15 protein-coding genes are annotated in these 19,934 nt (G+C 51.2%); 8 read left to right on the top strand and 7 right to left on the bottom strand.

Annotation, left to right across the window (positions count from 1 at the left end; genetic code table 11):
- The first annotated feature begins 119 nt into the window (after nt 1–119).
- Complete coding sequence (locus Q397_RS0111325; protein WP_028879527.1) at nt 120–695, top strand: helix-turn-helix domain-containing protein; 576 nt, start codon at nt 120–122, stop codon at nt 693–695.
- Here the strand turns inward: Q397_RS0111325 and Q397_RS0111320 are convergent.
- The 3 genes from Q397_RS0111320 to Q397_RS0111310 form a co-directional block, all read right to left on the bottom strand.
- Entirely contained in the window at nt 692–1,744 is a 1,053-nt protein-coding gene (locus tag Q397_RS0111320; protein ID WP_028879526.1) for a threonine aldolase family protein, read from the bottom strand. The two genes, Q397_RS0111325 and Q397_RS0111320, sit on opposite strands and share 4 nt — an antisense overlap.
- A gap of 158 nt (nt 1,745–1,902) precedes the next feature.
- Entirely contained in the window at nt 1,903–2,343 is a 441-nt protein-coding gene (locus tag Q397_RS0111315; RefSeq protein WP_028879525.1) for an Rrf2 family transcriptional regulator, read from the bottom strand.
- 10 nt (nt 2,344–2,353) lie between these two features.
- On the bottom strand, nt 2,354–2,821 hold the full coding sequence (locus tag Q397_RS0111310; RefSeq protein ID WP_051609937.1) for a GNAT family N-acetyltransferase: 468 nt from the start codon (nt 2,819–2,821) through the stop codon (nt 2,354–2,356).
- A 140-nt stretch (nt 2,822–2,961) separates the two neighbouring features.
- On the opposite strand from Q397_RS0111310, the gene Q397_RS0111305 reads away from it, so the two are divergent.
- From Q397_RS0111305 to Q397_RS0111280, 6 genes are all read left to right on the top strand, one after another.
- The gene (locus tag Q397_RS0111305) at nt 2,962–4,161 is read left to right on the top strand and encodes an adenylate/guanylate cyclase domain-containing protein (protein WP_028879523.1); all 1,200 of its coding nucleotides are present in this window, start codon (nt 2,962–2,964) and stop codon (nt 4,159–4,161) included.
- 135 nt (nt 4,162–4,296) lie between these two features.
- On the top strand, nt 4,297–5,427 hold the full coding sequence (locus tag Q397_RS0111300) for an efflux RND transporter periplasmic adaptor subunit (RefSeq protein ID WP_028879522.1): 1,131 nt from the start codon (nt 4,297–4,299) through the stop codon (nt 5,425–5,427).
- A gap of 2 nt (nt 5,428–5,429) precedes the next feature.
- Entirely contained in the window at nt 5,430–8,567 is a 3,138-nt protein-coding gene (locus Q397_RS0111295; RefSeq protein WP_028879521.1) for an efflux RND transporter permease subunit, read from the top strand.
- A 148-nt stretch (nt 8,568–8,715) separates the two neighbouring features.
- Entirely contained in the window at nt 8,716–9,336 is a 621-nt protein-coding gene (locus tag Q397_RS0111290) for a hypothetical protein (protein ID WP_028879520.1), read from the top strand.
- A 180-nt stretch (nt 9,337–9,516) separates the two neighbouring features.
- Nucleotides 9,517–9,882 (top strand): hypothetical protein, encoded by a 366-nt coding sequence (locus Q397_RS0111285; RefSeq protein ID WP_028879519.1) that lies wholly within the window; start codon nt 9,517–9,519, stop codon nt 9,880–9,882.
- Between the two features lie 53 nt (nt 9,883–9,935).
- Entirely contained in the window at nt 9,936–10,355 is a 420-nt protein-coding gene (locus Q397_RS0111280; protein WP_169737993.1) for a DUF1465 family protein, read from the top strand.
- Here the strand turns inward: Q397_RS0111280 and Q397_RS0111275 are convergent.
- Nucleotides 10,344–11,510, bottom strand: a complete 1,167-nt coding sequence (locus Q397_RS0111275) for a M20 aminoacylase family protein (RefSeq protein WP_038013586.1) — start codon at nt 11,508–11,510, stop codon at nt 10,344–10,346. The two genes, Q397_RS0111280 and Q397_RS0111275, sit on opposite strands and share 12 nt — an antisense overlap.
- A gap of 93 nt (nt 11,511–11,603) precedes the next feature.
- Here Q397_RS0111275 and Q397_RS0111270 point away from each other — a divergent pair, with 93 nt between their 5' ends.
- Nucleotides 11,604–13,340 carry a PHA/PHB synthase family protein gene (locus tag Q397_RS0111270; RefSeq protein WP_028879516.1) on the top strand — a complete coding sequence of 579 codons (1,737 nt, stop codon included), beginning with the start codon at nt 11,604–11,606 and terminating at the stop codon, nt 13,338–13,340.
- 60 nt (nt 13,341–13,400) lie between these two features.
- Here Q397_RS0111270 and Q397_RS0111265 read toward each other — a convergent pair whose 3' ends face one another.
- From Q397_RS0111265 to Q397_RS0111250, 3 genes are all read right to left on the bottom strand, one after another.
- Nucleotides 13,401–15,200, bottom strand: a complete 1,800-nt coding sequence (locus tag Q397_RS0111265; RefSeq protein ID WP_084149031.1) for an autotransporter outer membrane beta-barrel domain-containing protein — start codon at nt 15,198–15,200, stop codon at nt 13,401–13,403.
- A 532-nt stretch (nt 15,201–15,732) separates the two neighbouring features.
- Entirely contained in the window at nt 15,733–18,918 is a 3,186-nt protein-coding gene (locus tag Q397_RS0111255; protein WP_028879513.1) for an efflux RND transporter permease subunit, read from the bottom strand.
- A 14-nt stretch (nt 18,919–18,932) separates the two neighbouring features.
- Nucleotides 18,933–19,919: an efflux RND transporter periplasmic adaptor subunit gene (locus Q397_RS0111250; protein ID WP_038013582.1), complete on the bottom strand. Its 987-nt coding sequence runs from the start codon at nt 19,917–19,919 to the stop codon at nt 18,933–18,935.
- Between the last annotated feature and the right edge of the window lie 15 nt (nt 19,920–19,934).

The raw sequence follows: 19,934 nt of genomic DNA, 5'->3' as shown, positions 1-19,934 counted from the left end.
ACTGTTGTCTTTATTTTCTTTATTCGTCAGAAACAGTACTAATTTTTCCACTCTAAGGCACGAAAAATCTTACATTTTCATTAAAATCCAGTATAACGAACAAAAGAAAGGATTTTACCATGTCAAAACGCACGCCACCGGAACTGGGTCAAACCCTTCAGGCTTTACGCAAAAGCAAAAGCCTGACACTTGATAAACTGGCGGAGGCGTCCGGCATTTCCAAATCAATGCTGTCGCAGATTGAACGTGGGCAGACAAACCCGACCTTCGCCACGCTTTGGAGTCTCACAAACGCGTTAGGTGTTGAAATTGCCGAGATACTGGAACAATCGGAAAATACGCAAGGCACCCCTGTCTTGATCGAACATCTGGAAGCCCACTTCACCCCCACAATCAAAAGCCCGGATGGTAAATGCAGCCTGAAAATTCTCAGTCCCGTTTCCAGTGTGGCAAACCTTGAATGGTATGAAATGCGCCTTCAGGCAGGCGGCTGTCTGGAATCTGGTGCCCACACAAATGGCACCCTTGAACATTTAACCGTTCTAACCGGCGCTTTGGAAGTCACCTCCAACGATACCGTTATCCCGTTAAAAGAAGGGGAAACCGCACGCTACCGCGCCGATTTCCCCCATGCCATCAGCAATACCGCCAAGGGTGAAGCTGTTGCTATTTTGGTTGTTGAGTCAAAAGACTAAGCCGCTTTTGACAGCTTATAATAAGACCGGATCACATAGATCAAGCTGTCTACCTTGCTTTGAGTCGTCGAAAATCCGCAGACAAAACGCAGTTTACGCTGACCGTCTGCGCGCCCTGCTTCGCTGTAGAACCCAACACCCTGATCTTTCAGCCATTCGGCAAGACCATCTGCGACTTCCACAAAAACCAGATTGCTCTCAACCGGTGTAAAGACACTGACCCCATCCAGTTTCTGGAGCTGATCAACAAGGTAAGTCGCTACTTCGTTGGCACGTTCGGCGTTTTTAAGCCACAAGTCATCGGTGACATAGGCTTTTAGCTGCGCTGCCAGATAGCGTGCTTTTGACACCACATGCCCTGTGCGTTTCGCCTGAAAGATGAAGTTTTCCGCCAGTTTGTCGTTAAAGAAGACAATCGCTTCCGCATTCATGGCACCGTTTTTAGTCGCGCCAAAGCTCAACACATCGATGCCTTTGACCAGCTCACTTGCCTCACAGCCCAATGAGACGACCGCATTGGCAAACCGCGCCCCGTCCATGTGAACCAACAAGCCCTGTTCGTGGGCAAAATCCGTAATTTCCTGCAACTCAGCCACTGTATAGACCGTACCGGCATCGGTGGTCTGAGTTAGACTGATGCAGGCGATCTGGGAACGATGAATACAACCTTGTCCGCTATCTTGGACAGCCTTTTTCAACGCTGCCAAATCCAGCTTGCCATTGTCGCCGGCAACCCCGATCAGCTTGGCCCCGCCGGTCATAAATTCCGGCGCACCACACTCCATCACTTCGATATGAGCTTTTTCATGAGTCAGGATCGCTTGCCACGGCTGCACACAAGCGCTTAAAGCCAAGGCATTTGCTGCAGTTCCGGTCACAACCGGAAACACACGGGCCGGACGCTTAAACAGGTCGCTAAACAAAGTATCAAGGGACATGGACATGGCATCCGCCCCATATGGTGCAGCTGCCTCCGCCTCATTGGCGAGCGACAGTGCAGCTAAAATTTCAGTGCTGACACCGCAGATATTATCGCTCGTAAAGTCCATGACTTCCTCGTTTGTTGAATATTTAATATATTTTGTTTGATATATTAAACTTTATAGACGATCAAGCGGTATTTTGGACTTAAGACGCAAAAAAACAATATCCCGCACAAGCGGGATATCTAAGTTATTTAAAATAAATAAATCTGCAGCAAGGACGCTTAAGCGTTCTGCGCTTCGCGCTGCTCACGCTCCGTGCGCCAACGCATGGTTTTTAACAAAGTACCAATCGTCACGGACCCCAGAGTCGCAATGGCAATCTCGTCGATTTCCGTTAAAACCAGATTCAAGGCATTGCCGATATCCGTATCAGCCTGCGCATCACGGTTGCGTTCATTTTCCCCACCCACATCTTCAAACAGATGGATGACATCATAAAGCGTCGTGCGCTTTAGGTTGCCGGAAAAGCGATAGCCCCCGCCCGCACCGCGCACAGACTCAACCAACCCTGCACGCCCCAAGTCGCGCAAGACTTTGGCAAGGTGGTTTGCTGAGATATTATATTTTTCCGCAATATCGGTCGCTGACAATTGAACTTCCGGATCGCGCGCCAATTCCAGCACAGAATATAAGGCGCAATAGGTTGCTTTTTGCAATTTCATAATTTCTGCCTCAATCCAACGGCATTTCAAGTTCAATGTAAGGACCGCCCATCATCCCCTGACTTCTAAAGAAGCTCAGGTTCAGGTTATCTTTGCGATGAAGCATTGTGCGGATTTGGCCAACACCGGCTTTGCTAAACTGCTCACTCACCGTTTCAAACAAACGGGTCCCGACCTGCTTCAAGCGGACTTCCGGATTGACCCCGATGGTATAAACCCAGCCGCAGGGTTCAGAGCCGAATTCCCAAGCCCGAATTTCACCGATGATAAATCCGGCAAACGTGCCGTCAATTTCACAAACATAGAAAAACCCTTCATTGGAATCGCCATAGCGATGATATGTCTCATTCCAATAATCCGGTTTATGTTGCCCTGTATTATAGGCATGCAAATCTGTCACCGATGCCAAATCTTTTTCATCAGCATCACGGATAACACAGACAGCACCATCAATTTGAGTTTCTTTGCGAAAGGCCATTCACCGATTTTCCTTTAAAAATGCCCGTTTCGCAAGGGCACTCAGATGTTGTTTCTATAAAATACGCATTTCGGTACCACTTTGTAAAGACTCGGATAAAAAATCTCGTAAAAACTTGTAAAACTCGCTATTGTCCCAGCATGAAAATAGACCATGACGCCACAGATCAACTGATCGACTATTTGCTGGATTGCGCCTTACGCAGCCCCGTAACACCTGCCGTCTTCAAAGAAGCCTGCTTACGTCTGCAAAAAGCCGGCCTCTCTCTATTGCGGGTCAATATGTCATGGACGACCCTTCACCCCACCATTGAAGCCCTCAGCATGATCTGGTGGAAAGACCGCGCCTTTGACGACATCACACCTTTTTTACACACCGAAGAAGATTCGCAAGAATGGCTCAACAGCCCAGGCTATCATGTTGTCAGCAATGAAATCGAACGGCTGGACGTGCGATTGGATCAGGACAAACTGCCTTATCCCTTCCCCATGTTGCGCGACTTAAAAAACGCAGGGGGCACACATTATATAATACGACTATTCGAATTTTCTGACCCAGGGGAACACACCCACGAAAATGACGGCATGATCCTGTCTTTCCTCAGTGATCGGCAAGGCGGCTTCACGGGCGAGGAAGCCCAGATCCTAAAACGGGTCGAGCGCTATTTCGCCATCGCCTTAAAAGTTGCCTTACGCGAGAGGATCGCGCTCAACACCCTGACCGCCTATCTGGGACAAAACGCCGCAGCCCGCGTCCTTACCGGGTCCATCCGTTTAGGGGATGGGGAACATATCCCCGCGGCAATCTGGTATAGTGACCTGCGCAACTCCACCGTCCTTGGAGACACGCTTCCCGGTCCGGAGTTATTACAATGCCTGAATGACTATTTCAGCGCGACGGCCGGATCGGTCATTGAACATGGCGGCGAAGTGCTGCGTTTTGTCGGCGATGCGGTGCTGGCTATTTTTCCGTCCGAAGATCAGTCACTGAAATCCGCCTGCGACAAGGCAACGCAGGCAGCGCGTGATGCGATCAAACGCCTGCGGGACATCAATGATCTGCGCCGCCATCAAGACAAAGCCCCCTTGGCCTTTGGTCTGGGGCTACATACCGGTGAATTGATGTTTGGGAATATCGGCATACCGGAACGTATGGACTTTAGCGTCACTGGCCCGGAAGCCAACGAAACTGCGCGGATTGAAAGCATGACCAAAGAACTGTCCTGCCCGATCCTTGCGTCACGGGATTTTGCTCATCACAGTCCGGAAAGCTGGACTTCTTTAGGGGAATACCCCTTACGGGGAGTAAAACGGTCGATTGAGCTGTTTGCGCTCAAATAAAACCGTTTGTGTGAGAGAGTTCACATATATTTTTTAGGGAATAATATACCTAAAGATACACATACAGTACTATTTTTACATTAAAGACATATAATACATATCAATTGATTGGCTTCATTCACAGGGCACAAAGTAATGAAACTCCCTCAAAATAAATCCGTCCTCATTGCAATCTCCATTGCACTCGTCATTACAATCTGGCTCCTATCCGGTGTCTTCAGCCCGAAAGAGGCAAAAGTCGGGCATAGCGTGAGTGAAGACAACATCCAAAAAGAAGTCACGGTACTGGTTGAAAATCAAACCGCCCACGACCACGCCGATGTCATTCGCCTCTATGGTCATACGCAATCGGACCGTGAAGTCGAGATCAAAGCCGAAACAGAAGGCAATATTAGTGAAGTGCTGGTCGAAAAAGGTACCTTTGTTAAACAAGGCGATATCATTGCCCGCATTAACATCGATGACCGCCAACGCACCTTGCAAAGCGCCCAAGCACTGGTGCGCCAGCGCCAACTGGAATTTGAAGCCTCTCGTAAACTGTCGCAGAAAAGCTTTCGCTCCCAGACAAAACTTGCCGAAGCCGAAGCCCTTCTCAATGCCGCACAGGCTCAGCTAGAAAGTGCACGCCTTGATCTGGAACAGACCAATATCAAAGCCCCCTTTGACGGCAAACTGGAAAGCCGAACGGTCGAAGTCGGGGATTATGTCTCTAAAGGGAGTCTCATCGCCAAAGTCGTTGACCTTTCTCCTATCGTTATTCAGGTGGAAATTTCGGAGAATAAAATCTCCAAAATTCAGGACGGGCAACCTGCACAGGCGCTCTTAAACGATGGTCGCACAGTCCACGGCATCGTGCGTTTTGTTGCCAGCACAAGCGATAGTTCAACCCGTACCTACAAAATCGAAATTGAAGGCGAGAACCCCAACAATGAGATTTCTGCGGGTCTAACCACCCAGGTGCGTTTAGAAGTCGGTTCCCAAAAAGCCTATCGCGTCAGCCCCGCGATCCTGACGCTTTCCGATGAAGGTGTTGTGGGAGTAAAAACGGTTGATGACAACAATATCGTGGTGTTCCATCCCGTAAGCTTGCTGGATGATACCCCCGAAGGGATCTGGGTTTCTGGCCTGCCGGACACCGCGCGCATCATCCTACGCGGTCAGGAATATGTCAGCGCCGGTCAAACCGTGACAACCGTGACCAAAGATCAGCTCAGCAATGACCAGCCGGCCCCCGCCGCCTCGCTGGTGCAAAAGCAGGAAAACTGATTATGAAAAACGCGATTGAAGCGGCCCTTGGACATGCCCGCACCGTTTTGATGGTACTGGCCCTCATACTGATCACCGGTACAGTTTCTTATAATAACATTCCCAAAGAATCCGATCCTGACATCAACATTCCCATCGTTTATGTCGTCGCCACCCACGACGGTATTTCGCCAGAAGATTCCGAACGCCTGATCCTGCGCCCGCTGGAGCAAGAACTCCGCACCATCGAAGGCATCAAGGAAATGCGTTCCAAAGGCTATGAAGGTGGCGGCAGTGTCACCATGGAATTTGAAGCCGGTTTTGATGCCGACAAAGCCCTTGATGACGTCCGTGAGAAAGTTGATCTCGCAAAATCCGACCTGCCGGATGAAACCGACGAGCCCACAGTCCACGAAGTCAACTTTAGCCTATTCCCCGTACTTGTCGTGACCATTGCCGGTGAAGTGCCGGAACGTACCTTGGTCAAAACCGCCCGTGACCTGCAAGACGCTATCGAGTCTATCCCGACAGTTTTGGAAGCCGAAATTGCAGGTGACCGCGACGAAATGGTCGAAATTATCATTGATCCGGCAAAGGTGGAAATGTACGGACTGACCCCCTCTGCTGCCATTGGCGCGGTTGGCGGGTCCAACAAGCTGGTTGCCGCCGGATCGCAAGATACCGGACTGGGTCGCTTTGCCATCAAAGTCCCCGGCCTCTATGAAACCGTTTACGACATCATGAGCCAACCGCTGAAAGTGGAAGGCGATAGTGTGGTCACCCTTGGCGATATTGCCGAAGTCCGCCGCACCTTTAAAGACCCGATTAGTTTTGCCCGCGTAAACGGCAAACCCGCCGTTGCGCTTGAAGTGTCTAAACGTACGGGCGAAAATATCATCGAAACCATTGAACGCGTGCGCGAGGTTGTCACATCTGAACAGGCCGCCTGGCCCCCTGCCCTGCGCGATAACCTGCATGTGTCCTATTCTCAAGATCGCTCCAACCAGATCCGCACCATGTTGCTAGACCTGCAAAACAACGTGCTCAGTGCTATTCTCTTGGTTATGGTCGTGGTCGTTGCCGCCCTTGGCATGCGCACGGCTGGTCTTGTCGGTATGGCGATCCCCGGCTCGTTCCTTGCGGGTATCCTTGTTTTATCGGCAATGGATATGACCCTCAACATCGTTGTGTTGTTTAGTCTTATTCTCGCTGTTGGGATGCTGGTTGATGGGGCGGTGGTTGTCACCGAATATGCCGATCGCAAAATGATCGAGGGTCTGCACCGTCGCAAAGCCTACGGGCTTGCAGCCCAACGTATGGCTTGGCCCATCACGGCCTCTACCGCCACCACCCTTGCGGCCTTCCTGCCACTGTTGTTTTGGCCCGGTGTGGTTGGGGAATTTATGAAATTTATGCCCATCACCTTGATTGCGACCCTGTCGGCATCGTTGTTGATGGCGCTGATCTTCGTGCCCACCCTTGGTGCCTTATTCGGTAAAGCCTCCCAAGCGGTGCCGGAACTCAGCGAGATTGCCCCGGATAAGGATACCGACCTGTCCAAACTACATGGCATCACAGGCACCTACATTAAAACCCTTGAAGTCGCGCTGCGCCATCCGGGGAAAGTTTTGCTGGCATCCTTTGGTTTGCTCATCTTGGTACAGGTGACTTATGCCAACTTTGGGAAAGGCGTTGAATTCTTCCCTGAAATTGAGCCGGAAAATGCCATCGTGCAGGTCCGGGCTCGTGGCAATCTGTCGGTCTGGGAACAAAAAGACATTCTGGAGCAGGTGGAAGCACGCATTCTGCCCATGACAGAGTTTAAAACCGTTTACACCCGTATCGGCAAGCCACAACAAAGCGAAGAAGCCGAAGATATTATCGGCACCATCTCCCTTGAATTTACCGACTGGTCGGAACGTCGCCCGGCAAACATCATTCTGGCAGAAATCAAAGAAAAGACATCGGATATTCCGGGGATCGAAGTCGATGCCCGTAAACAGGAAGAAGGCCCGCCCACAGGCAAGCCGGTGAACCTGCAACTGTCCTCGCGCTATACCGATCTTCTGCCCACGACAATCGCGACCATCCGCGCTCACCTTGAAGAAATGGACGGCCTGTTGAACCTTGAAGATTCTCGTCCTCTGCCGGGCATTGATTGGGAGCTGGATGTGGATCGTTCCCAAGCGGCTAAGTTTGGGGCGGATATCGGCCTTGTTGGTAACTTTATCCAAATGACGACAGCAGGTCTGAAACTGGGGGAGTACCGACCCGACGACACCGACGATGAAGTTGAAATCCGCGCGCGCTTCCCAAAGGATGACCGCAGCATCGACAAGCTTCAGGACATCCGTGTCAATTCCGAAGCGGGTTCCGTTCCCATCTCCAACTTCGTCACCCGCACGGCACAACAAAGCACAGGCAGTGTCAAACGTGTAGACGGCTTCCGTGTGATGTCGATTAAAGCCGATGTGCAGGCAGGCGTAAACGTAGACGCCAAGCTGAACGAAATTAAAGCATGGCTCAAAACGCAGGACATTGATCCGCGCGTTAAAATTGAGTTTAAAGGTGAAGACGAAGAACAACGTAAAGCGCAAGAGTTCTTGTCAAATGCCTTTGGTGTCGCCCTGTTTATCATGGCCATTATTCTGGTCACCCAGTTCAACAGCTTCTACAGCGCCTTTTTGATCTTGAGTGCGGTCATCATGTCCACCATTGGTGTCTTTATCGGCCTGATGGTCACTGGACAGCCATTTGGGATTGTCATGGGTGGCGTCGGGGTTATCGCCTTGGCAGGGATTGTAGTGAACAACAATATCGTCTTGATCGATACTTTTGATCGCCTGAAACACGAAACGGGCACCATCTTTGAAGCCATCGTGCTGACAGGGGCGCAACGGATGCGTCCGGTTTTGTTGACCACCATCACGACCATGCTGGGCTTGTTGCCGATGGTGCTGCAGTTAAACATCGACTTTTTCACCCGCGAGATCACGGCTGGTGCCCCCTCCACCCAATGGTGGGTCCAACTGGCAACTGCGATCTTCTTCGGGCTGGGATTCGCCACCGTTTTGACCCTTGTCGTGACCCCTTGTGCGCTCATGCTGCGGGCAAATGTACAAGAATGGCGAAAAAAGCGTCGAGAAGCCAAAGAAGCTTAAGCCCCTAAATTCAACTTCTGTCCCTTAAAGGCCGCAAAGTTTCAACCCTTGCGGCCTTTTCTTTGTCCGCGCGCCGCGTCATACTACTTTCGCATTAAACCTTTTATACTACATACGAGAAGGTGATTTTTAACGGAGATAGAGCAACATGGCACGCCCTCGTAAGGTTTCATATACTGCCAAAAATCGCGGTTCTGACATGGCGAAAATCACCTTTATCATTACGCTCTTTGCTATCGTTTTGGGGGGATTTATCTATGCCGTTCTGATCCGTGCCCCCATCAAAGCAACCACAAAAGCTCCCGAAGGTCCCTTCCCCGCCATCAAGGCAGAAGACCTTGGAAAAACCGCAGGCACACTTAAAGATCAATACCCCGAACTGTTTTTGACCCGTAGCAAACATGGCCTGATGATCGGCCAGCATAAACTGGACGGAGCCAACTACACCATCTGGTTTGTGGCAGAAAACCGTGAATATCTGGCCTTTCGCATCAAAGCAACCACGTCATTTGATAAACTTAAGGAACAGGATCTCCTCACCTATTTCGGTCAATTATACGGACGGCCCTTTGATGGGGCGTGCAGCAGCGACACCACCTATGCGCTGCAAAAATGTTCCTATAAATGGTGGGTGAGAGAAGGCGTGAAACTGGATGTCCACAGTCGCCTGAAAAAAGATAAGAGCGTGGAGTTCAACGCGATTTCTACCGACACATATCTAAGTTCTAAACACCATCACACTATCCAATCAGTCGTGCCGGTCAACTAATCCGCTCCCACCCTGAAGTAGAATCGACAGCTCAGAAGGGACTAAGCGCGTATCTTTGCGTAATACCATAGATGCAAAAACCCTTTTTTTCTCTAAGCCTTATGCACATTTGATTGGTTCAAAAGAACCTGTAGGCTGAAAACTGCAAAAAGTTAACGCACCTTATTTTCGGAGGTTTCTATGCAGTCAGACCTTTCTTTCTTCATCAATATGGATGGCAACCCCTACCCTGTCCGTTTTGATCCCAGTGTCCTTGACGAGTTTCAACGCGAGCACGCGGAAACCATGGACCTTGAACTGCGCAAATTCTCTGATGCGTGGTTTGGACCGACCTTTTTTCTTGATCGCGACAACCGCTTGGGGGTTATCGCCCAGTTGATCCGCGATGCTATGCAGAATGAAAATGGCGTTCTGGTTGCCAAATACGCCCTCTGGATGGCAGCGCGCTTCCCAGAAATTTCTGGAATTCTGATTGAGCAAGACACATATGAATTTATGGCAGATGCTTTTGACGATTTTGCCAGCATCGGCCATGTCATTCACTAACCGGTAGGTGCGAACAAGGCGCATACCGGACCAAGGTCAGGCACGGTATGCGCATGCAGGATACAACTCACATCTGGCTGAACAAAACATTTGATGAAACAATGCAATTGTTGGAAGAAGCCAAACACTATAACCAGCACCTTATTCGCCGTCAGGTCCGGCACCTCATGCCACTTGACCGCCTCGAACTCACCGCAGAGTCCCTTCGCGTTACCTCGCGTCTTTCCCACACCATGTCCTGGCTGATTGCCGAAAAAGCCATCCTGAACGATGAAATCAATCGACAGGAAGCCGAAGAACTGTTTGAGCCACTGCACACCGAAATGACGTGCCTGCGCAACAACAACCACGCCACATCCATCTGCCCCGATGGGCTGCAAAGCCTGCTGGATCGAAGCCGTGAGCTGTTTGTGCGCGCCTGCCGACTGGAAGATATGCTCAGGGAGCAATACCGCGAGAACCTATCTGTCTGAGCCTAAAATCTCTTCAACCAGATTGATCCAGTAACTTGTGCCGATGTGCAACACCCCATCGTTAAAATCAAAGCCCGGATTGTGCAGCAAGCACCCTCCCGGCGTGCCACCTGTACCCAACCAGACATAACAGCCCGGTTTAGCTTCCAGCATATAAGCGAAATCTTCCGCCCCCATGCTTGAAACGGGATTAAGATCAACCTTATCTTCCCCCACCGTCTTAATGGCGGCACGGGCGCAAACCTCCGTCTGTTCAGGATCATTGACCGTGGCCGGGTAACCCGCATTATAAGTCAGATCAAAGCTTGCACCGTGGGCTTCACAGACCCCTTTGACAATCCGTTTGATACTGCTTTGCAAGGTTTCGCGCACTTCGGGACGGAAAGATCGCACCGTACCGCGCAAAACCACATCTTCCGGGATCACGTTCCAAGTATGACCCGCGTTGATCTGCGTCACGGAGACAACGACCGCATCCTGCGGATTAACAATCCGGGACGAAATGGTCTGTAAGGCCAAAATCAATTCACTGGCAATCACCACCGGATCACGCCCCAGATGGGGCATCGCGCCATGACAGCCCTGCCCGGTAATCTTGATCTCGATGGTATCGCAAGCCGCCATCAGGGGGCCGGGCTTGGTCGCCATCACACCTGCGGGTAACTCCGGCCAGTTATGCATGCCGAAAACGGCTTGAGCAGGAAATTTGTCAAACAGACCTTCTTCCACCATGACACGCCCGCCACCTTCATTTTCCTCAGCAGGTTGGAAAACAAAATGGACCGTGCCGTTAAAATGACGGTTTTCCGACAGATATTTGGCCGCGCCCAACAACATCGCCATATGCCCGTCATGGCCACATCCATGCATTTTGCCGTCATGGGTGGAACGATGGGGCACGTTGGTATGTTCAACCATATCCAGGGCATCCATATCCGCACGTAACGCAATCGCGGGGCCGTCCCCGTTGGTCAGCGTTGCAACAACACCGGTTTTTGCAATCCCCTGATGGACTTGCAACCCAAAACTTTCCAGTAAATCCCTGACGTAATCAGAGGTCGCAACTTCCTCAAACGCTGTTTCTGGGTGTGCGTGCAAATGACGCCGCCACTTTGTCATATGCGCAACCAGCGCCGCATCTTGTGAAATTTTCATGAATATCGCTCTAACCATTGAAAATATATAGAGTTAAGCTTATATTGCTGCAATGCAGCGTAGCTAATTTTCCTCGGTGGAGTTTAAATAACCATGACTAAAATGTCAGTCCCTAATGTTAAAAATAGTATCGACCGCGCGATCCACGCCCTTGAAGGGCGCATGACCAATGGATTGTCCCCAGCTTCCATCATGGTTGCCTATTTCGACTGGCTTGTTCATATGGCCCATTCACCGGGTAAAGTCAGCGAAATGTCAGAGAACTTCGCGCGCAAGACCCTTGATTTTAATGTCTGGGCCGCCCGTGCCACCATGGACCCGGAAATTGCAGATTTTATCCAGCCTCTGCCGGAAGATCGTCGTTTCCGCGCCGAAGAATGGAAGCAATTTCCCTTCAACGTGATCGCGCAAGGCTTTTTGTTAAAAGAACAGTGGTGGCATTACGCGACCATGGGCATTCCCGGTGTGTCGAAACACCACGAAAGCATGGTGTCCTTTGGTGCACGTCAATGGCTGGATATCATCTCCCCGACCAACTTCTTTGCGACCAACCCGCAAGTTTTAAAAACCACGATGGAACAAGGCGGTCAAAACCTTGTCAAAGGGGCGGAAAACTTCTGGAACGAAGTGATGCACAACATCACCAACGACCATCATGACTCCGACAGCAAATACAAAGTTGGCGAAAACATTGCCTGCACCAAAGGCAAGGTGGTCTATCGCAACCGTCTGGTCGAGCTGCTGCAATATGAACCGACAACTAAAAAGGTCGAGGCGGAACCAATCCTGATCGTCCCGGCCTGGATCATGAAATATTACATTCTGGACCTGTCCCAGTATAACTCACTGGTCAAGTTTTTGGTCGACAAGGGTCACACCGTCTTTATGATCTCTTGGCACAACCCGACAGCCGAAGACCGCGACTTGAACATGGAAGATTATGTTCAGCATGGCGTCATGGACAGCTTGGATGCAATCTCCGCCATCGTACCGGATCAAAAAATCCACGGTGTCGGCTATTGCCTAGGCGGCACCTTGTTGACCATCGCTGCCGCTGCCATGGCGCGCGACAATGACGAACGCTTTAAGACTGTATCCCTTTTCACCACGCAAACCGATTTCTCCGAAGCCGGTGAGTTGATGCTGTTTATCGATGAAAGCCAGATCTCCTACATGGAAGACATGATGTGGGATCAAGGTTATCTGGATACCAAACAAATGTCCGGCGCCTTCCAGCTTCTGCGTTCGTTCGATCTGATCTGGTCTAAAATGGTCAGCGAATATCTGCTGGGTGAAAAGCCACGGGTCAACGACCTGATGAGCTGGAACGCAGATGCCACCCGCATGCCTTACAAAATGCATACGGAATATCTGCGCCGCCTGTTCCTCAACAATGATCTGGCTGCCGGGCGCTTTGAAGTTGGCGGCAAGCCGATCTCTGTTTCCGACATTCGCACGCCGATCTTTGCGGTTGCCACCGGCAAAGACCATGTGGCCCCTTGGAAATCTGTTTATAAAATCCACCAACTGGTTGACACCGACGTCACCTTCGTTCTCACCAATGGCGGGCATAATGCAGGTATCGTGAATGAGCCGGGCCACCCGCGCCGTCACTACCAGATCGCGACTAAACTGGACAATGACCGCTTCGTCCCACCGATGGAATGGGCAGAAAAGCAACCCGTCCATGAAGGCTCTTGGTGGGAACCGTGGCAGGAATGGATCAAGTCCAATTCCAGCAAACAGGTTGCCCCGCCAATCATGGGCACACCGGAAGGGGACTACCAACCCATCTGCGATGCCCCCGGCACCTATGTCTTTGAAGAATAAGAAAACAAAAAAGGTCTTTCCCACACAGGAAAGACCTTTTTTTGTGAGCCGACAGCTGTTTTAAAACTTGGTTTCCAGCTTAAAGTTCACTGAACTGCTGGCCTCTGCGACCTCGCTGGTGTTATGAGACAGCGATAGGCTGCTTTCCAATGGACCGACAGCAACGTTAAAGCCACTGGTGAAAGCCTGATTGCCCAGTTCATTGACGTTACTGCCCATGTAAGGGGTGAGTTGCACCAGCTTCATTCCCATCATGTTACGCAGGTCAAAGCCATAGCTGACGGTGCCTGCAAGGGTATATTCGCTGTAGTCGGCGCGCCCCGCCAAATAGCTGCCTTCCAACGCTGCATTTAAGCCATTGGCCTGATCAAACAAGCGCACGCCACCGCCCAGCTCAATCGCGGTTTTGTCACGGTTGATCTCATCGGTAAAGTCATGGACCAGCCCGCCTTCCACAAACGGGGACAGCATCACATGGCGCACGTTAAAGTCATAAGATGCTTCAAGGGATGGTTTTAACTGACGCGTGTTGGAGCCAACCGCTTCAACCAACGTGCCATCACTCTCGCGATAAGCCTCGACCTTCTTTTGTGATGCCAAGAACGCAACAGACGGACGCAGAGTGAGCGGCAAGTTTGTGCTTGGTACATAGGAATATGTCGCTTTCACAGCCCCATACCACAGATCAGACTCCGTTGTGCCTCTCACCGCATTATTGTTGCGCGTCACATCAATATCACCGATGCCATACCCCCCTTCCATCACAAGATGCAGGTTTTCCAATGGGGTATAGATGGCGTAAGACGAGGCGACCCACGCATCTTCTTCATAAGTGCCGTTGTTAAAATCAGTTGTCAGGCTGCTGTCGTTATAGCCCAAAGACAGACCGGCGATCAGATTATCCTGAAAACGATAATCCAGACCGATGTTGTAGCCCCAGACATCCCCGTTATATCGACTATCATTCCCATCTTGATTAAAGTCGTTATCAAGGGACGTGTAAGACCCATTGCCCCAGACGGTAAAAGGAGATGCATTACTCAGCGCTGAGCGTGTCTCAACCCCGTCCGCATCTATCTTGCCCGCATCAACACCCATCCCAACAAGAGAGGTATCGAAGCTTGCTTCCATCGCCAGTTTTTGCAGAAGGTTAACGGATTGATCCGACTGTTCAGACTCTTGCAGGTAGCCGACCAAAGCGGTTTGCGCATCATTGGCAAAACCACGCGCTAGCGTTTGCCCCATGGTAAAGTTGCTGGTGTTTGCGCCACCTGTTGCCGTTTCTGCAGGCGCGCCCCCATTCCCAATTTTAGACGCACTGACAACCGTAGACACGCGAGAGCCGACATTTTGTTGAATAACCGAGGTTTGAGAACGCGACACCGCTGCCGTCACAACCTTGCCCGCGTCGACTTTCTTCTCAGCTGACGGCACGGCATAGCCCGGACGGTCTTTTGTATACCCGCAAAAAGGCTGGGACCAGCCAGCGTTCGTCACCAATCCAATGGTCGCTTCTGCAACTAAAAGCACATCTGAGCTAACCCCTGCGGTAAAGTCGAGATAAACCGTAGCTGATTCCCCCGGCCCAATACTTTTATAAGCCGTAATTGGGGACGTGCCGTTGGAAATGCCAAACATGGCCGTTACAGCGCCATTATTGCTCCAAGTCACCTGAACACTCTGGGCACCGTCGGTATTGATCATCGAGGAGAGACTACGAGCGTATACACTCTTAGTACCGGACACCCCGGAGAAGTTTGCATTTGTAGAGGCGTTAAATGAATTCATCGAACCATTTGCAAAGACATCACAATTAGGCGCGATAGCAGCGACTGCCTCACCTGCCGGAACCAGCCCCATAAATAAACCGCCACTCACTAAAAGCGTACGCGCCAGCGACTTCTCCCTAAAAAAACACGATAAGATTGACACCTTCTATCTCCAAACCCTACGAAAAATAAGATCCTTCCCTAGGAGAGATACGCCACACTCACAATCAAAAAACGCTTCTGTGGACCAAATCCATTCAAAAACAAAAAATCCTGTAAGAACCTGTAAGGAGTTTCATCTTAATCGGAGATACGAACATCAAGGTATCAACTTTCAGTTTATACTCTAAATGACAATAGAAATTTTTACGCGAATCGACCTAGATATCGACCAAATTTGACCCGATATATGCCCCAAAGAGAATAATATTGCTGCTATTACTCTCGGTGACATATCCTTTAGTTGTTCTAGGTTTACCCCAAAATTCAACAGCCTTTGGCGTTCGCAGCCGTTCAAGTCCACTACTGACAAATAGGTGACATTGAAAAGTCGCAGTGGCCCAAGCTCTTTCAGAGAAAGGGCCCACCCCAGCAGCAAACACCGACTGAATTTGTCATCCTTCTCACGACATCTCTTTGCCGTCATCGCGCAACACCACATAGATCGCGGGGATCACCAGCAACGTCAGGGCCGTTGAGGAAAACAAGCCGAAGACCAGCGAGATTGCCAAACCCTGAAAGATCGGGTCTGCCAAAATAAACGCCGCCCCAATCATTGCAGCCGCGGCCGTCAGGAAGATCGGTTTAAAGCGGATCATACCCGCTTCCAGCAACACATCCCGGATCGGTCGGCCTTGGTCTTGACGATGGCGGATAAAGTCCACCAACAGGATAGAGTTTCGAACGATAATCCCAGCCAAAGCAATAAAGCCGATCATAGAGGTTGCGGTAAAAGGCGCACTGAACATCCAGTGACCAATTACGATGCCGATCAAAGTCAAGGGCACCGGCACCAAGATCACCAGCGGTAATTTAAAGCTGCCAAACTGCCCCACGACCAGCAGGTAAATGGCAAGGATCGCCACCCCAAAGGCCGCGCCCATATCGCGGAAGGTGACATAGGTAATTTCCCATTCCCCATCCCACAACAAGGTAACCTGCGCCTCATCAATCGGTTGCCCGTGATATTTAACGCTGGGCTGGTCCATACTGCCCCAATCAACAGCTTCCAGCGCGTCTTCCACAGCAAACATGCCGTAGATGGGTGCTTCATAGGCGCCGGCCAGTTCTGCCGTCACCATTTCGGCAGCGTACCCATCGCGGCGATAGATCGGATAGGAGGCCATTTCCTTTTTAAAGGTCACGACCTCGCCCAGTTCCACATTGCCGTTTTGGGATGGCACAGGAGTTGACAGCAACCGTTCTGACAGATGCAGGTCCTGTTTGGGCAGACGGACCATAATTTCCATCGGGTCCACACCTTGCCCACGATGAGAATAACCGACCTTGACGCCCCCTAGCAGGGCGGCAAGCGTATCAAAGACAGCTTCTTCTTCGACCTGATGGAATTCCAGACGTTCCTGATCAATGGCGATGCGCAGACGTTCCGCAGGGACACCAAAGCTATCGTCCACATCGACAATAAAATCGATCCCTTCAAAGACACCGCGCAGCTTGGTCGCGGCGGCGCGTCGTGTTTCCGCATCCGGCCCATAAACCTCCGTCAGCAAAGTTGCCATAACGGGGGGTCCCGGTGGCACTTCCACAACTTTGATGGAGGTCCCCGCAGGTTTCACCACATCTGCCAACAATTCGCGCACCTCCAGCGCAATCTCATGACTTTCGCGACTGCGTTCGTGCTTGGGCAACAGGTTCAGCTGCACATCGCCATATTCCGGCTTATCGCGCAGGTAATAGTGGCGCACCAAGCCGTTAAAGTTAAACGGCATGGAGGTGCCGACATAGGCCTGCATGTTCATCAATTCGGGGATGTCTTTTAGCTTTTTCGCCACATCCATAGAAACCCGACCCGTCTCTTCAAGGCTTGCACCTTCCGGCAGGTCAATCACCACCTGAATTTCAGATTTGTTATCGAACGGCAACAGCTTGACGGTCACGCTTTTGGTGTAGAACAAGCCACAAGACGCTAGGGTCGCCACCCCGACAATGGTCAAAAACCGTTTGGACTTGGTCCGTCCTGCCAACAGCGGACGGGCAAAACGCGCATAGAAGCGCCCCATCCTGCCGCCATCCTCGGCTTCATGATGAATCTCGCCTTTGCCTTTCAACAGCATTAACAGCCAAGGCGTAATAATTACCGCCACGAAGAAGGAAAACAACATCGCGGCAGACGCATTGGCCGGGATCGGGCTCATATACGGGCCCATAAGACCCGACACAAACATCATCGGCAACAGCGCGGCAACGATGGTGAGGGTCGCGATAATGGTCGGGTTGCCGACTTCTGCCACGCCTTCAATCGCCTTTTGCAACGTGCTGCGATCATCTTTCATGTTCCAGTGGCGCACGATATTTTCCACCACCACAATCGCATCATCCACCAAGATACCGATCGAGAAAATCAGCGCAAATAAACTCACGCGGTTGATGGTGTACCCCATCAGGTAAGAGGCAAACAGGGTCAGCAAAATCGTCGTCGGGATCACCAGCGCAACGACAATCGCCTCGCGCCAGCCAACGGTGAAGAAGATCAGAATCACAATAGAGATCGTCGCCAAACCAAGGTGGAACAACAGCTCATCCGCTTTCTCGGTTGCGGTTTCCCCATAATTACGGGTCACATCTACCTGAATATTATCAGGCAACAGCTTGCCTTTGACATTCTCCAGCCGCGCCATGATCTCATCAGCGACGAAGACCGCGTTTGCCCCTTGGCGTTTAGCAAGGGCAAGGGTGACCGCCGGCTTTTTCGACAACGTGCCATCTTCACCTTTTTGCAAATGCCAGACGTGCTTTTCTTCTGGTTTTGCACCAACGATCACGTCCGCAACATCTTTCACATAGACCGGGCGGCCATCATGAGACGTCATCAGCAACAAGCCCACATCGGGGATACCTTGCAGGGTTTGCCCCGCCACCACCGGCAAAGATTTGTTATTTTCGCGCAAACGCCCCACCATGAAGGATCGGTTGGCATTTTCGATCTTCTCAATCAACTGATTAAGCGCAATGCCATAAAGGGCAAGTTTTTCCGGGTCCGGTTCCACACGGATTTGATCTGCACTGCCGCCCACGATGTAAGACAGGCCGACATTTTCCACCTTCACCAACTCATGTTGCAGCTCATCCGCCACATTATAGAGGCTGTTATCGTCCCAACGCCCGTCGGCCTGATCTTTCGGCGACAGGGTCAAGGTGACGATGGCCACATCATTAATCCCGCGCCCGACGATCAATGGCTCCCCAATCCCATGGGGCAGCTTGCCGATATTGGCGCGCACATTTTCATGGACCCGCAAGATAGCATCATCCTCAGAAGTCCCGACCAGAAAACGCGCGGTGACAACAACATAATCGTCCTGTGTCTGGGAATAAATATGTTCCACCCCATCAATGGCTTTGACGATATCTTCCAGCGGTTCCGTCACCATTTCGATGGCGTCGGGTGCTTTTAAGCCATTGGCGGACACCATAATATCCACCATCGGCACACTGATCTGGGGTTCTTCTTCGCGCGGTAGCATCACAAGTGCCACCATCCCCACAACAAGCGAGGCCAATAACAATAACGGGGTCAGCGGTGAGGTGATAAACGCCTTTGTAATGTGACCGGAAATGCCGAGTTTCATATACCTGTCCCCTTTTACTGTGCTGTCATCGGCATCAGGATTTCATCCCCAATACGCAAACCGGACAGAATTTCACATTGGTCTGCGTGTGCGGAGGCGGGTTGCACCACAACTTCGTTACCATCCGCCAATAACACATAGTTCAGGCCATATTTAAGGAAGATACGGTCACACGGGATCAAAATCGTTTCGCGCTGACCTGTTGCCACATAAACCTTAATCCGTTCCCCGATAAAATAGTCCCCGACGTGATCCACGCTGACATCTGCAACCACACGACCGCGCTGCATTTCTGGGTAAACCTGCCGCACTATGCCTTTATAAGAGGTGTCTTCCAGTGTGCTCATGCCGCGATTGCCGACTTCGACCTCATCACCGACCTTGATAAAACGCGCATGTCGTTCCGGCACTTCAATGCGCAGAATGTAGGTTGAGTCCGCAATATTGGCGATGGCTTCCCCTGGCATGACAACAGCCCCGTTGGTGGTATTCACCCGGATCACGCGCCCGTTGGTGGGCGAAAGGACCGCCCCTTCACGTTCGCGTTGTAAGACAAGGTCTTTTTCGCTTCCCATGGCTTTCAGGTTTTTAACAACCACATCCAAGTTCGTGCGCGCTTCATCCAATTTGGCTTGGGACCCTGCCCCGGTTTTGCGAAGCTTCTCTGCACGATCCAGTGCAATCTGCGCCAGTTTGCGTTCGGCTTGCAAAGAAGCTGTGCGCGCTTGTACCGCCTGCATTTCCAGATGTAATTTCTCATCTTTCACCCGTGCGATCACTTCGCCAGCTTCCACCTTTGAGCCTTCGTCCACCAGTAATTCAACAAGGGTGCCGCCGATACGGGCACGCGCCGGGGTCATATCCACGGTCTGAACGGTCGCCAAGACGGCCTTTCGATCTTCGATCAGGGTGGATGTGACCTTAAAAGCCTCCGCCGCCAACAAAGGCGTGGAAAACAAGACTGTAAAGAGAGTGAGAGAGAGCAAGTTGCGCAAAGTCATAAAATTCGTCCTTTG

Origin of the sequence: Terasakiella pusilla DSM 6293, from assembly GCF_000688235.1 — a bacterium.
GTDB classification, from domain to species: Bacteria; Pseudomonadota; Alphaproteobacteria; order Rhodospirillales; family Terasakiellaceae; genus Terasakiella; species Terasakiella pusilla.
This window is presented reverse-complemented; position numbering and strand designations above follow the sequence as displayed.

What these genes read in the sequence shown, in the direction of transcription:
- Q397_RS0111255 (WP_028879513.1), bottom strand. Translation starts at nt 18,918, where the DNA reads ATGAAACTCGGCATTTCCGGTCACATTACAAAGGCGTTTATCACCTCA.
- Q397_RS0111300 (WP_028879522.1), top strand. Translation starts at nt 4,297, where the DNA reads ATGAAACTCCCTCAAAATAAATCCGTCCTCATTGCAATCTCCATTGCA.
- Q397_RS0111295 (WP_028879521.1), top strand. Translation starts at nt 5,430, where the DNA reads ATGAAAAACGCGATTGAAGCGGCCCTTGGACATGCCCGCACCGTTTTG.
- Q397_RS0111325 (WP_028879527.1), top strand. Translation starts at nt 120, where the DNA reads ATGTCAAAACGCACGCCACCGGAACTGGGTCAAACCCTTCAGGCTTTA.
- Q397_RS0111275 (WP_038013586.1), bottom strand. Translation starts at nt 11,510, where the DNA reads ATGAAAATTTCACAAGATGCGGCGCTGGTTGCGCATATGACAAAGTGG.
- Q397_RS0111305 (WP_028879523.1), top strand. Translation starts at nt 2,962, where the DNA reads ATGAAAATAGACCATGACGCCACAGATCAACTGATCGACTATTTGCTG.
- Q397_RS0111270 (WP_028879516.1), top strand. Translation starts at nt 11,604, where the DNA reads ATGACTAAAATGTCAGTCCCTAATGTTAAAAATAGTATCGACCGCGCG.
- Q397_RS0111265 (WP_084149031.1), bottom strand. Translation starts at nt 15,200, where the DNA reads ATGGGGCTGGTTCCGGCAGGTGAGGCAGTCGCTGCTATCGCGCCTAAT.
- Q397_RS0111310 (WP_051609937.1), bottom strand. Translation starts at nt 2,821, where the DNA reads ATGGCCTTTCGCAAAGAAACTCAAATTGATGGTGCTGTCTGTGTTATC.
- Q397_RS0111285 (WP_028879519.1), top strand. Translation starts at nt 9,517, where the DNA reads ATGCAGTCAGACCTTTCTTTCTTCATCAATATGGATGGCAACCCCTAC.
- Q397_RS0111250 (WP_038013582.1), bottom strand. Translation starts at nt 19,919, where the DNA reads ATGACTTTGCGCAACTTGCTCTCTCTCACTCTCTTTACAGTCTTGTTT.
- Q397_RS0111290 (WP_028879520.1), top strand. Translation starts at nt 8,716, where the DNA reads ATGGCACGCCCTCGTAAGGTTTCATATACTGCCAAAAATCGCGGTTCT.
- Q397_RS0111315 (WP_028879525.1), bottom strand. Translation starts at nt 2,343, where the DNA reads ATGAAATTGCAAAAAGCAACCTATTGCGCCTTATATTCTGTGCTGGAA.
- Q397_RS0111280 (WP_169737993.1), top strand. Translation starts at nt 9,936, where the DNA reads ATGCAGGATACAACTCACATCTGGCTGAACAAAACATTTGATGAAACA.
- Q397_RS0111320 (WP_028879526.1), bottom strand. Translation starts at nt 1,744, where the DNA reads ATGGACTTTACGAGCGATAATATCTGCGGTGTCAGCACTGAAATTTTA.